We start from the raw sequence: 13192 nt of genomic DNA, 5'->3' as shown, positions 1-13192 counted from the left end.
ATTAACGGGCTGCGTAATCCTGTAGGTAGTCAAAATAAGGGGTGAGTTTACCCGCTTCCAGTATGGTAGCCCTGTCTAAAGTATCGCTGCCATTGCCCAGCAAATCAGCCAGGATGTGCTTTATCAGCTGCTCGCCAAAATAACGGCTGGCATCACGAGGTAATTCGTTGGGCAGGTTACCCACGGCCATTATATCTATGTTATCGATTAAATAAGGCGGTGTTTTTTCCCGATTTCGTTTGTTTACTCCATACACCGGGTCTTGAATAGTGGCATCACCCAGATTGCAGGGTATGCTGCCCCCTTTATCATCCGTGATGTCTGCAATGGTTTGAATAGCAAAATCATCCCGCAACAAATGCTCCCATTCAAACAGGCGCGGCACACCTTCGGCCCAATAAGTACCGTTCATCAATATATCGGTGCAGGTGCTAAACTGCGGAAACAGGCAGTCGTATTCTTCCGGGTGATGATGAAAATGTTCACGCATATACTCGCCCGTTACCTGGTGACGGTACAAGTTCCGGCCTTTCAAATGCACATATACCGGATACGTGAACTTGCGGCCCAGGTAATCTTCCGGCTCCACCTCCTGCACATCCATCAGGTTCATAATTTCCAGTATGCCATGCGCCACTCGCCCGCTGCCGGTTACTGCAATTTTAATGTTGGGAAGCTTTAAACCAAAATAAGTATGAATGAGGGCACGATAGTCTTTATGCTGATACACATGCCCCAGCTGATAAGCGCCCGTGCGGTTACCATAAGCCATCATTCCATTATGCGCTCCTACCACTCCGGCAAAGAACCCAAAGCCAATAATGCGCTGCCCATCTTCATGCTCCAGGCATTCGTAGTCAATCAGGGTGATGCCCCGGTCCATCATGGTGTGCAGCATGGCACGGTTATAAGGCTGCTTCTTTTTGGTATGGCTAAAAAACAGGTAGGTTTTATGCGGTAATAACTGCTCTATCGGCACTTCTTTAATCCCCAGCAAAATATCACAACCGCTTACATCATCTGTTACCGTAACGCCCGCCTGCCGGTATTCGGCATCTGAATAGCATCTGCCAGGCGACGACTGCACCAGCACCCGCACATCAGGCCTGTTTTTTAACAACCATTTGCACTGAGGTGGGGTAAGGGCTACACGGTTATCGGTTGGAACTTTCCCCTCTTTAATAAGGCCAATCGTAAGCATTGTAGTAATTTTGTCTATTGGAAAGATAAGCAATTGCCCGTCGATTGCTTTCTTCCATTTTGACACAGTTATGAACTATTTTGAACTATTTTCTATACCCGTGAGCCTGCAACCGGATATGCAGCAGGTAAAAAAGAAGTTTTACGAACTGAGCCGGCAATACCACCCCGACTTCTATGCCCAGGCCACTGCCGTCAAGCAGAACGAAGCACTGGAAAAAGCCGCCGCCGTAAACAAAGCCTATAAAGTGCTGCAAAACCGGGATGAAACCATTAAATACCTACTGGCAACCAAGGGCTTGCTGGAAGAAGAGGAAAAATACCAGCTGCCGCCAGACTTTTTAATGGAAATGCTGGATTTAAACGAAATGGCCACCGATGCTGCTATGGAGCAGAATGCCGCCAAAACCGCACAGGTAAAAACACAAATTGCAAACGTAGAAACCGAGATTTATGAACCTGTTGAAGCAATTATTACGAATTATCAGGAAGGTGTTACTACCGAAAAAGAGCTGTTGCAAGTAAAAGATTACTATTACAAGAAAAAATACCTCACTCGTATTTTGGTGGGATTAAAATAGTATCCTAATATTGCAACCCCGATAAAAGGGAGATTTGAGGCCCAGATGGCGGAATTGGTAGACGCGCTAGACTCAAAATCTTGTTTTCGCAAGGAAGTGCAGGTTCGATTCCTGTTCTGGGCACACTGAAATCAGTGATTTGAAAAGGTCAGCTAATGCTGACCTTTTCTTTTTTCAATAATGTCAAATACCATTTTAAAAGCCCATTACTTACCCGATAATAGAGATCATTTGCCGGGGCAGAAGCTTAGGAATCATGGAGTGGCCGACCGTTCAATACGTTGATAATTATACAATGCTTTATCCTACAGCACCTTGATAGGATATGACTTCTGCTTAGCATCAATTATTTTCTGGAAGTTGCCCTGATTATATCATAATAAAAACGCTCCAGTAACCTCATATTTTGGGTGATAATGACTGCTTCGGCCTTAAGGCCGGTTTTATAAGGGATCTCTTTATTGTTGTTTGTTTTCAACTTATTATTTAAACGAATAGTGGCAAGAAAGCCGCTGTCTGAAGGAATATTAGAGATATAATTCAATGTTCCATTGACAACGCCATACTCTTGAAAGGGATAAGCATCAAAACGGAGTTGCACCTTCAAACCTGTATCTACTTTGCCAAAGTTTGCCTGAGGCAGATTGGCCTCTGCGTAAAAGTATCTGTCGTCCGGATTTACATAACCTATCAATTTAGTCTGGGGCAAAAACTGATTTTCCTGAATGGGGATGATGAAAAATACCTTGCCATTTAAAGGCGATTGTATGACGTATTTTTTCTTCCAATCATCTATTAAGCTTTTTAACGACTGTAATGCCTGACGAAAAATAAGTTGTTGCTGTGCCATATCGTGATCCAGTTGACTCAACTCCTTCTCTTTTTCTCTTTTCTGTGTCTCATTGGAGAGCAAAGAAGCGTCAATCTGCGGTATAGATATTTGCTTGTTGTACAATCTGCTTTCTTCTGTATGAAATTCATCCCTGGAAATCACTTTTTGATCAAGAAGAGCTTTCTGCATCTTTAAACGATCTTCAGAAAGCCTGATATCCTGCTGCGTCAATTCTTTTTGATGCAAAATAGTTAAGCGGGTCTTATCTAAAGTTTTTACATCATCTTCCAGCATGACTCTCTTATTGGAATAGAAACCATTTGTCATATAATCGTTAAACAGTTGCAGGGATGTAATGAATTCTCTATAACCTTGCTGAATTTCTCCAAGGTTAGTATAGCCAAGCGAGAACAAGCTTGAAAGATTTTTAATCTGACCGGGATCAGACAGGTTAATACTGCTATCCAGCAGCATGGACAAGGACAAAACTTCGGCATGGTTGGCTGTACTTTCCATCCACCCCAGTACCGCGCCTTTTTTTACAAGTTGATCGTTTTGCGCAAATAGTTTTACGATACGCCCTTCCTCTTTTATTACAATCTCTTTAGGTGCATTTCCTGTCGTAATGGTTGCTTTTGCTGTTACCACATCCGGATACTTTATCAGCCAGGAAGCTGTAAGTAGTAATAATAGAATAATGCTAAAAATCGCCAACGCCCATTTTTCGAAAAAACCAGGCTTTCTGGAAATAATTTCCCTGGTCATTTCTGATTGCAGCGTTGATTTATCCGTATCTTCTTTAATGGTATACCGATTGGTTGTGTTTGCCATTCTGGAATTATTATTGTCCTAATTCAAGTTGATTCCTGACAAGTTCATAGTACTTACCCTGTATAGAAGCAAGATACTCGTGGGAGCCTTCTTCTGCTACCTGACCATTATGCAGTACAATGACGTTGTCTGCATTCTTTACTGTACTAAGCCGATGTGCTACTATAATCACCGTTTTTCCTTTAAAAAAATCCTGGAGGTTTTCCACAATGTCTTTTTCATTATTCGCATCCAAAGCATTGGTGGCTTCATCCAGAAAAAGGTATTGTGGGTCTTTATAAACTGCGCGGGCAATTAATATCCGTTGGCGTTGCCCTTGGCTTATTCCGGTACCATCTGCACCTAATTTTGTATTCAGGCCATTGGGAAGTGTTTCAATAAAAGAAAGAATATTGGCTATTTTACAACTATCTAATAGTTTAGGATAATCTATATACTCATCGCTTACGGCGATGTTACGGGCAATACTGTCGTTAAAAATATACCCATCCTGTAACACTGAACCGCATTGGTTACGCCAGAAAGTGTGGCCAAGATGCCTGAAGTTTTTATTTCCTACATGTATATTACCATCGTAACCTTCGTATACCTTTAATAAGATCTTTAAAAGCGTTGTTTTGCCGCTGCCACTTACGCCAACAATAGCGGTTGTTTTTCCTTCTGGTATGGTGAGACTTATATTTTCCAGTACGGGATTACTTCCTGCAACAGGATAGGTAAAGGAAAGCTGTTGTATAGAAAGTGTTTTGCTTTCAGGCAATTCATTAACAAAGTGCTGCTCCGGAGGTTCTTCCTCTTTAAGAGTGTGTATTTCGTTTAAGCGCTCCATACTTATTTTTGTATCCTGGATGCTTTGAGATAAGCCAATTAGCTGTTGCACCGGGCTGCTTAGTTGCCCTATGATATATTGAATTGCCAGCATAGTTCCGAATGTTAATTGCCCCTCAATTACCATTTTAGCTACCATAAAGCTAAGTATAATATCTTTGCCTTGTGTAATGAATAAGCCGCCTGTAGACTGCCACTGATTGTAGTTCAGGCTTTTAAAATTGAGCTTATATATCAGCGCCTGTATATTTTCCCATTCCCACCGTTTTAATTTTTCCGCATTGTTTAGCCTGATTTCCTGCATGCCCTGCACTAACTGCAATGTGGCATTGTTCTCTGTGGCCGAAAGGTGAAATGTCTGGTAGTTAATTTTTCGGCGCAGAAATAAGAACAGACGTATCCATCCAAAGTATAAAATATTACCGGTCATAAAGACGAGGAATAAAGGCACACTATAGAAAGTCAAAATAACAGCATAAATTAAAAAATTAGCACCCGAAAATATAATGGATAAGGCATCTCCTGTTAAAAATTTCTGTATTTGCTGGTTGTCGTTAATGCGCTGCAATGTATCACCTGTATGCCTGGAATCAAAATAAGACAAAGGGAGCCGGCTGAGTTTTATCCAAAAATCAGAAAGGAGAGATAAGTTAATGCTGTTAGAGATGTTTAATTGGAGCCGGCTTCGAATAAACACAACAATGGCATTACTAAATGTAAGGGTAAGCTGTGCTATTAATACAATTGTAATGTACTGAAGGTTTTGGGTATTGATACCTGTGTCTACCATTGTTTGCGTTAGAAAAGGAAGCAGCAATTGAATGATAGAACTGAGTAGAAGCGAAAAAAAGACCTGAGAGATCTGCCATCGGTTTTGCCTGAGATATTGTGTAAAAATACCCCAACTTAGTTTTTTTTCTTTATCCCCATAGTCATTGTAAAAATCAGGTGTTGGCTCCAGCATGAGTACAGTACCTACTTTCCCATCCTTTTCAGATATATTGGAAGCCCAGTGTTCCTGAAATTCTTCTGGTGTATACATTAATATGCCATGCGCCGGGTCTGCTATTCTTACTTTTCTTTTACTGGCTTCTATTAGTACCACAAAATGATTTTGATCCCAATGTAAAATACTGGGTTGCTGTACATTCTGAAGCATCTTATAGTTAATCTGCAGGCCTCTTGTGCGAAATCCCATTTTTTCAGCTGTATCACTTATGCCCAATAGAGAAACTCCTGCCTTGCTAAATCCCATTTGTTGTCGTATAAAATCAGCGCTATAATGTTTGCCATAGTGTTTGATAACCATGCGCAGGCAGGTAGGCCCACAATCCATAGAGTTGAGCTGCGTGTAAAAATGAAATGACATACGTTAATAAATGAACGTCTAATATAGATTTTTTTTTGAATTGATTTTTTATGTATGTTTATCAAGCAAAACTTATGGGGAGTACTTAAATTACATTCGCTAATCTTATTACAACTTCCCCCAAGGGGGTTTATCACCCCGATAAAAAAGCCAGATATGATTAAAGACGTTTTTAACGGTAATGAAAAAGCCGTATCAGTAATTCAAAAATTATTGCGTTTACTGAAAGTGCCTGTTACAGATAGTACTATATCTGAAACCCTGCAAAACCATCCCGATTATCCCAGTATGTTGAGTTTGCATGATGCATTACATTCCTGGAAGATAGATACACGTATTGTCCGTGCATCTATAGAAGATTTGGATTTTTATCCATTACCGTTTATCGCTGACTGTAATACTAAAAAGGGAGAAAGCTATTTGCTGGTAACCGGAGTAACTGAAAATAAGATTACCTACTATACAGATAAACAAAAACCGTTTGTTATATCGAGAGACGAATTTTTAAAGATATGGAGCAGCATTACATTATTTGTAGAAGCAAATGAAGCCTCCGGTGAGAAAAACTATTTTGAGAGTAGAAAAAAAGAGCGCCTTTCTCAAAATAAATTACGCTTGAATATAGGAATAGGACTCGTGATGTTCATATTACCTATTATCGCTTTTAGCTTCGGGGCTGCAAGTGCGGGCGTTACATGGGGTTACTCCGTATTATTATCACTAAAACTTGCCGGCCTTTTTTTTACAAGTCTCCTGCTTTGGTATGAAATAGATAAAGTTAATCCCGCTTTACAAAAGTTATGCACGGGGGGAGGAAAAGCGATGAATTGCAATGCAATCCTGAACTCCAAAAGTTCAAAATTGTTTTCTGTAATAAGCTGGAGTGAGATAGGCTTCTTTTATTTTTCAGGTAGCTTTTTATCAATGTTAATTGCCAGTTTGCTGCCGGCCGAAAATGCTTTTTATATAGTCTCACTGCTAGTCCTCCTTAATTTATGCGCATTGCCCTATACATTCTTCTCTATTTTTTATCAATGGCGAGTGGCAAAGCAGTGGTGTTTACTTTGCTTATCTGTGCAAGCTGTTCTGGCTTTAGAATTTGTTACTGCCCTTAGTTCAGGCATTCTATCTTCTTCATTTGTATCCATAACATTTAAGCCTTTTGCGGCAATTCCTCTTTTGCTTGTTTTTGCAACAATTGGATTTTGGTATCTACTAAAGCCCCTGTTTATTAAAGTGCAAAATGCTAAACGTTCTCGTAGGCAATTCATGCGAATGAAGTATAATGAAGAAATATTTTCAACTCTATTGAATAAGTCGAAAAAGATAGCCTATTCTACAGAAGGGATGGGGATTCTGCTGGGTAATCCGGCAGCAACCAATACCATTATCAAAGTTTGCAGTCCTTATTGCGGGCCATGCGCTAATGCTCACCCTGAAATAGAAAAACTTCTGGAGAATAATAACAATCTGAAGGTACAGATAATATTTACGGCTTCTAATGATGAAGATGATTTCAAAGCACCTCCAGTTCGTTATTTACTTGCTATTGCAGAAAAGAATAATGCCGAGGTTACCAAAAAGGCTCTGGATGATTGGTATCAAGAAGGGATGTTGAATTTTGATGCTTTTGCTGGTAAATATCCCATGAATGGAGAATTGCTCAGGCAGGCTTCTAAATTGGAAGCTATGGATGCGTGGTGTGATAAAGTTGATATAAGGTATACACCCACTTTTTTTATCAACGGCAACCAGCTGCCTGCTATGTACGAATTGAAAGATCTGAATTATTTTCTACAATAAACTTTTTTTTCGCGAAAAAGGGCTTAAAGAATTTGTGCCTCCCATTCGGCAAAACAGATTATTAATCAACATTACAAAATGAAAAACAATGAGACAAACAAAATTTCAATTGAAGGACATTCAAGGCATGCTTAGCCGTGATGAAATGAGAAAGATTATGGGTGGTGATGATGGTGCAGGCGGATGCCTTAAATCAGGTTCGCAATGCGACCAGCAGGATTCCAAGTGTTGCAAAGGTTTGATCTGTTCTGGCTGTTCTGATACAGGCTATGAATGTTCAAAAGCAAGTGTTGTTATATGTGATTAAAAATTTATCATGAGATAGTGATTACTTTGTAGTCACTATCTTGTGACTTTATTATAGTTATGTTGCGATATCTTAACCTCGTAGTAACGATGTTTTTTTTGTTTCCTTTTCTTATGAATGCTCAAATAGCATCCAAAGGTGTATTTCTATTAAATGGCACCGTAGAGCAGATGGATGGTAAGTACTTGTATTTAAGTTATTTTTCTGCATCAGAAAAAATAATAATGGACAGTTCCCTGGTAACAAATGGAGGCTTTCATTTCAAAGGTCATATTTCCCAACCGGTATTGGCCTTTTTGTCAAAGCGAAACGCAAAGCGATGGAATGCCTCTGATACCAATACCACCTCTTTTTTTATTGAACCAAAGCTGCTGACCTTACGCTTCACGAATAATGTTTTTGGTTTGCCTGATTTAACAGGGTCTGATACAGAAAATGAACATAAAGAATTAAAGCGATTGAGAGGGGAAGCAGCTTCTTTGCTGGCGCCCCTAAACAGGCAGTATGAAGAATTGAATTACAGATATATAGTATTGAGCAAACTTAAGGACTCTTCGACTTTGCTCGATTTGATTGGTGACAAAATGGACTCTTTAAAGGAACAAACAGCTCCTTTGAGTCAAAGGTTATTTACAATTGATACTATTTTTTTTAGAAATCACCCCCACTCTATTGTTACAGCCCATGAATTAACATATACCATGAATCGTCTTTCCCCTGCCTTATTTTATACCTTTTATGAGCAGCTAGGGGCTGAAGTGCAGAACAGCCGGTACGGTAAAAACCTGCAACTGAAGATGAACAATTGGAAAAGCGGTGCAATGTATACTATTGCAAGTGATTTTGAGGCAACCAATCCAGTGCAAAAAAAAATCCGGCTGGCTGATTATAAAGGGGAATATGTCTTGTTGATCTTTTGGGCATCTTGGTGCAAGCCCTGCAGAAAAGAGAATCCTGAACTGGATTCTTTATATCAAGTATTAAAAAGAAATAAGGCGAATATTGCATTTATTGCCATTGCTGATGATGCTGATTCGCAGGACAGATGGAAAGAAGCAATAAAAAGGGATAAAGTTGAACTTTGGCAGCATGGGCTTTCAGATCGGTATCAAAATGATATTATGGTTCTTTACGGAGTATCTATTTTACCTACTAAAATATTGATTGATCCTAAAGGAATGATTATTGGGCGTTACGAGAATGATAATAATCGGGCCTTGATAAATGATATAAGTCGAATTTATGACAGATCAGGAAATGATAGCCTATAAAGGTCGTTTAAAAAGTGAATGCGGGAGTAGATGGCGACGCCATTTTACTCCCGTATCCGGATTCTTTTATTGCCTTTTGAATAGTTCCTGGCGTTATCGCTTACACAATGGCATTGGTTGTTTTCGCGAAGAAATCATTTAGCGTTAATACTTTTATATGCTCTGCCTGTAAGGCTGTTTTCAGGTTTTGTGCATGCCAGTCGCCCATACCAGCCATTATATAATCCCCATCATTCTTTGCTTTTACAACAGCCTTAAACATAGAGAAGTCTCTGTATGCAAAAGCCTTCTTCCTATCATCACTCCATCTTGCAGCAAAAGCAGCATTGTTAACAGCAGTTACCCTTTCTCCCATGGTGGTACCGTCTGTAGGAAACTCCTGTTCTTTTGCTTCTTTTTTAGACAGGTATTCCATAACATACGACAGCTTGTCAATCAATACTATTGCATTCTTTAAACCCTTTACTTTTTCATCTGCATCTACCAGCGTGTCCGTTCTGGTTAATTCATTCAGCATGGCATCCACCAGCGTGCCTGCATATGCAGCAGCTTTGTTCTTATGTTTGGTAAGATAAGTTACGATGGCAGTATTTAACTTAGTGAGTAAGCTTTTAGCGGTAGCAACTACATCGTAATTTTCTGCAGCTGAACCGGTAGTAGCATAATACTTCTCACCATGATGCTTATAAAAAGGCAACTTACTACCAGCATCTTCACCGCGATCAGCCGCAGCCTTATAATCCCCTAACCAGGCACTTTCTGCCTGCATGTTCCTGGTACTCGCAGGCATCACTCCCCTATTACCGATCATTGCCTCCAATCCCACTTTTAATTCGGCTAATGCATAATAATTTTTAGCGAAAGTAGTTTCCATTTTCCCCTCTCTGGACGTACCATTTCTCTCTTTTAAAGCATCCGCACTCTCATTCATCTCTATCTTAGCATTGCCGGTAGCAGAAAGGATGTCCCTTGTACCGCCTTCGCCCAACACTTTCCCCGACAGGTTACTCTCCGCCACCAATTCACGGTACCCAAAAGTGCCATGGCTTTCACCCAGCACAAAAAATTCTTTATTTGATTTCAGTTCCGGTAACCTGTACCATCTACCCATTTTCCGGGCCAACCCCACTTCTACCGGTCTGGACTTACTATGATCGTTAAATTCAGCTTCATCGTTGTATTTTCGTATATATTCATCTTTTACAAATCCTAGTCCTTTATCCCTGCTATCAAGTGTCTTTTTTACTCCATTCAACAGTGCATTGTGCGATCGCTGCCCGTTTACCGGGGTCATCTCATTGGCACCAATAAAAACTCTCCGTTGCGCAACAGCACTATTGCTTACATGCCCAGTCATCCTGGCCTGCATGGCTTTCAGTTGTTGCACATGCCTGCTGTTGCCTGCTATTTTCTGAAACTGTCTTAACTGTTGTAACTGAATACTGTTATTCTGGTGTGAAGAAGTTTGTCCAACAGCGACAGGCGCCCGCTGGGACGTTTTTTTATCGGCATGGGTTTGCATTATCAGCAGTTTTAATGGAAATCAAATATACATGCAATTTACTATATCATAGTACAGCCACTTCCTCCGGTTTACATGGCCTTATCAGCCAGTATGTTGTAATAGTTTATGGCAATATCCCGAGAAACTACTGCTGCTAAAATCTTACAGGCATATCCCCTGCTATATACGGCAGCAAATAATTCTGTAACAGCATACAGATATTGTCTATTCCTAACATCACTTTTTCCCGGGAAGCATCCGGGCCTAATTCATTGAATTCATCCGGCTCATTAAAACCAGGTATCTGCTGCCGGAGTAACCTTACTTTACCAGCAGCCTCAAAAACACTGAGCGATGCCTGTGAGTCAGTCCGGCCAGACTGGCTGTTCAGGAAATAAGCATTCATACTGCTTTCAAAGCCTTCCATAAACACCAGTGTACAGGCAGGAAAATGCACCAGTATATTTCCGGCAACTCCATCTGTAAGGTCATAAGGTGCAGGCCAGGGATATTTATCCAGTACCTGCTTTAGTATATCAGCGGTTAAATATTTTTCAGGATAGTACGACATAATTCTTTTTTTATAGCAGTTCCATCTGCCTGTATCTTATACCCCTTTGATGTAATATACGCTACTTCTCTGCCAAAGATGGATGGCACCTTTTTTCCATTGCTCAAAACAAATTCACCCTTAGCATCCGTAACAAAAATAGCACGGTCTTTTGCAGGGTTCGACTCTAACCTGATCGGATCTCCCAACAGCACCGCTGCTTCCAGCCATGGTTCGTTAATCTCTTCCCAAAACTTATTTGAAATGCTTTCCCAGTCGTATACCCATTCATTCTTCCCCACCTTCTTTCCATATTCTTTTTTAAGCTCTCCCCACCGGGGCGACCGTAAAATATTTACACCACCGTCATTCACCTCACCCGAAAGCGTAATACCGTTGAGTGCTTTACCATCAGAAGTTCTTCCTCTCAACGCCACCACTTCCACATCATCCATCGTTCCTGTAATGGTAGTTGTTTTATCAGGCGCTAACTGAATTACGTTACCACCGTATAGCAAAATAGCTGGATCAGTAATAATCAACTGCCTTCCCCTTTCAAACTTCCCCATCTCCTTCCCCTTCCTATCTGTAAGAATAGGTTGAGTGGGCGGAATGATAGCTGGCATACTTTCCAGATTCACTACTTCTATCAGATTATCTGTAACAGGAAATGTCTCACTGCGCTTTTCGCCATCTTCAAAGGAATCTGTTTTGGTTACCACCACCCCATACCACTGTCGGCTAAGGGCAACAGCCCTGCCTGTATGTTTAATCTTAACTCCTGATAATGTATTCTGGCTACTATCATCCCGCTTATACATATAGTCCATATAAGCCTGGCAAGCCTGCATAACGGTCTTGTAAGTTTTCTCACTATACAAATACCCCGTTTGTGCCGACACGGAACAGGTAAGAAAAACCGTAACAGATAAAAGAACTGCCACCAGGCAATTTTTACCACATAACAACTTCTTCATAATTACTTTTTACAAATGTTGACGATACCATTATTGACATGAAAAAAAAGATAATGCACTGTCTCATTGGGGAAATGAGCAGAAAAATACATTGCCAATGCCCGACAAGCAGAATAGGCACCTGGTGAATAACATAGATTAGGTTCACCGTAGCTTCTGCTATTAACCGGCTTCATTTAAAATTAAGCATTTTCCAGGATGGCCACAAACCTTCACTACAAAAAGGCGCTATTACAACGAACTTATACTCTACCCAACTGCCAGTAAACCCTTTTTGCTTCGCCAATTATTTAATTACATTTACAACAGCAAACCATACCAATATCTATGAGTAATGAAAGAATCTTCTACGTCAAAGGTGACAGTCCCGCCATGCTTGCAGCGTATAAAAAAGCCCAAAACACATTTAAATACTTCTGGAGAGAGCTTTCGTGGGAATACCGCAGAATAGTACCTGCCTTAAACGTAGCCTGTGTAAAAGCTGTGTTTATGGAAGAAACCGGACCTGATACAGAACCGATCACAGAAAACATGTGGATCAACAATGTTGGGTTTGATGGCGAATACATCTACGGCATACTGGTGAACACTCCCAACGAGCTTACCAATATTGAAAACGGCGCAGAGGTAAAACTTACTCTGGATCAAATCAGCGACTGGCTTTTCGTTTGCCAGGACCTTACCTTCGGCGGTTTTACCATCCATGCCATCCGCTCTGAAATGAACGAAGAGGAAAGGGAAGATCATGATGCCGCCTGGGGTTTAGATTTTGGCGACTATAACGACATCAGCATTGTATACCAGCAAAAAGAGCATCCTGAAAACCTGGTGGAGCATCCCATGAGTAAAAACATGCGGCAACAAGTGATAGAACATATTCAACAAAACCCCGCTGAAATACATGTAGCAGATGAAAACGGCTACACCCTGTTACACACAGAAACCATTGCCGGCAACAGAACCTATGTAGAGGAGTTGTTAGCTGCCGGTGCAGATACATCACTTACCACAAACAATGGCAAAACAGCCCTTGACTTTGCCATAGCATTGAACTGGGAGCATATTATACCATTACTGAAAAAATAACTACCCGCCTGCCACAGTAAGCCTACATGCACCGCGCTTACTGTGGCAAGCTC

11 protein-coding genes and 1 tRNA gene are annotated in these 13192 nt (G+C 40.7%); 6 read left to right on the top strand and 6 right to left on the bottom strand.

The window, feature by feature from the left end; genetic code table 11:
* Nucleotide 1: 1 nt before the first annotated feature.
* On the bottom strand, nt 2-1201 hold the full coding sequence (locus FLA_RS01875) for an NAD(P)-dependent oxidoreductase (RefSeq protein WP_076381712.1): 1200 nt from the start codon (nt 1199-1201) through the stop codon (nt 2-4).
* A 70-nt stretch (nt 1202-1271) separates the two neighbouring features.
* On the opposite strand from FLA_RS01875, the gene FLA_RS01870 reads away from it, so the two are divergent.
* Entirely contained in the window at nt 1272-1781 is a 510-nt protein-coding gene (locus FLA_RS01870; protein WP_076381711.1) for a DnaJ domain-containing protein, read from the top strand.
* 39 nt (nt 1782-1820) lie between these two features.
* Nucleotides 1821-1904: transfer RNA gene (locus FLA_RS01865), tRNA-Leu, on the top strand.
* 223 nt (nt 1905-2127) lie between these two features.
* Here FLA_RS01865 and FLA_RS01860 read toward each other — a convergent pair.
* Both FLA_RS01860 and FLA_RS01855 read right to left on the bottom strand, forming a co-directional pair.
* Nucleotides 2128-3444 (bottom strand): HlyD family secretion protein, encoded by a 1317-nt coding sequence (locus FLA_RS01860; protein WP_076381710.1) that lies wholly within the window; start codon nt 3442-3444, stop codon nt 2128-2130.
* Nucleotides 3445-3454: 10 nt separating this feature from the next.
* Nucleotides 3455-5641 carry a peptidase domain-containing ABC transporter gene (locus FLA_RS01855; protein WP_076381709.1) on the bottom strand — a complete coding sequence of 729 codons (2187 nt, stop codon included), beginning with the start codon at nt 5639-5641 and terminating at the stop codon, nt 3455-3457.
* Between the two features lie 156 nt (nt 5642-5797).
* Here FLA_RS01855 and FLA_RS01850 point away from each other — a divergent pair, with 156 nt between their 5' ends.
* The 3 genes from FLA_RS01850 (at nt 5798) to FLA_RS01845 (ending at nt 9022) form a co-directional block, all read left to right on the top strand.
* Entirely contained in the window at nt 5798-7444 is a 1647-nt protein-coding gene (locus FLA_RS01850; protein ID WP_076381708.1) for a vitamin K epoxide reductase family protein, read from the top strand.
* 88 nt (nt 7445-7532) lie between these two features.
* Nucleotides 7533-7751 (top strand): hypothetical protein, encoded by a 219-nt coding sequence (locus tag FLA_RS31080; protein WP_076381707.1) that lies wholly within the window; start codon nt 7533-7535, stop codon nt 7749-7751.
* 113 nt (nt 7752-7864) lie between these two features.
* Complete coding sequence (locus FLA_RS01845; RefSeq protein ID WP_159445173.1) at nt 7865-9022, top strand: TlpA disulfide reductase family protein; 1158 nt, start codon at nt 7865-7867, stop codon at nt 9020-9022.
* Between the two features lie 100 nt (nt 9023-9122).
* Here FLA_RS01845 and FLA_RS01840 read toward each other — a convergent pair whose 3' ends face one another.
* The 3 genes from FLA_RS01840 to FLA_RS01830 form a co-directional block, all read right to left on the bottom strand.
* Nucleotides 9123-10544 (bottom strand): hypothetical protein, encoded by a 1422-nt coding sequence (locus tag FLA_RS01840; RefSeq protein WP_076381705.1) that lies wholly within the window; start codon nt 10542-10544, stop codon nt 9123-9125.
* A 136-nt stretch (nt 10545-10680) separates the two neighbouring features.
* Nucleotides 10681-11097 carry a hypothetical protein gene (locus FLA_RS01835; RefSeq protein ID WP_076381704.1) on the bottom strand — a complete coding sequence of 139 codons (417 nt, stop codon included), beginning with the start codon at nt 11095-11097 and terminating at the stop codon, nt 10681-10683.
* Nucleotides 11070-12053 (bottom strand): hypothetical protein, encoded by a 984-nt coding sequence (locus tag FLA_RS01830; RefSeq protein ID WP_144264139.1) that lies wholly within the window; start codon nt 12051-12053, stop codon nt 11070-11072. Before FLA_RS01830 ends, FLA_RS01835 begins: the two co-directional genes overlap by 28 nt.
* A gap of 327 nt (nt 12054-12380) precedes the next feature.
* Here FLA_RS01830 and FLA_RS01825 point away from each other — a divergent pair, with 327 nt between their 5' ends.
* Nucleotides 12381-13139, top strand: coding sequence for a DUF2314 domain-containing protein (locus FLA_RS01825; protein ID WP_076381702.1), 759 nt, complete (start codon nt 12381-12383; stop codon nt 13137-13139).
* Nucleotides 13140-13192: the final 53 nt, after the last annotated feature.

Origin of the sequence: Filimonas lacunae (assembly GCF_002355595.1) — a bacterium.
In the GTDB taxonomy this organism is placed as follows: domain Bacteria; phylum Bacteroidota; class Bacteroidia; order Chitinophagales; family Chitinophagaceae; genus Filimonas; species Filimonas lacunae.
The sequence above is the reverse complement of the archived record's forward strand: the minus strand, read 5'-3'. Positions and strand labels throughout refer to the sequence as shown.

Bases quoted from the DNA above. Each gene is read 5' to 3' on its own strand.
- FLA_RS01830 (WP_144264139.1), bottom strand. From the start codon at position 12,053: ATGAAGAAGTTGTTATGTGGTAAAAATTGCCTGGTGGCAGTTCTTTTA.
- FLA_RS01870 (WP_076381711.1), top strand. From the start codon at position 1,272: ATGAACTATTTTGAACTATTTTCTATACCCGTGAGCCTGCAACCGGAT.
- FLA_RS01825 (WP_076381702.1), top strand. From the start codon at position 12,381: ATGAGTAATGAAAGAATCTTCTACGTCAAAGGTGACAGTCCCGCCATG.
- FLA_RS01860 (WP_076381710.1), bottom strand. From the start codon at position 3,444: ATGGCAAACACAACCAATCGGTATACCATTAAAGAAGATACGGATAAA.
- FLA_RS01850 (WP_076381708.1), top strand. From the start codon at position 5,798: ATGATTAAAGACGTTTTTAACGGTAATGAAAAAGCCGTATCAGTAATT.
- FLA_RS01845 (WP_159445173.1), top strand. From the start codon at position 7,865: ATGAATGCTCAAATAGCATCCAAAGGTGTATTTCTATTAAATGGCACC.
- FLA_RS01835 (WP_076381704.1), bottom strand. From the start codon at position 11,097: ATGTCGTACTATCCTGAAAAATATTTAACCGCTGATATACTAAAGCAG.
- FLA_RS31080 (WP_076381707.1), top strand. From the start codon at position 7,533: ATGAGACAAACAAAATTTCAATTGAAGGACATTCAAGGCATGCTTAGC.
- FLA_RS01875 (WP_076381712.1), bottom strand. From the start codon at position 1,201: ATGCTTACGATTGGCCTTATTAAAGAGGGGAAAGTTCCAACCGATAAC.
- FLA_RS01855 (WP_076381709.1), bottom strand. From the start codon at position 5,641: ATGTCATTTCATTTTTACACGCAGCTCAACTCTATGGATTGTGGGCCT.
- FLA_RS01840 (WP_076381705.1), bottom strand. From the start codon at position 10,544: ATGCAAACCCATGCCGATAAAAAAACGTCCCAGCGGGCGCCTGTCGCT.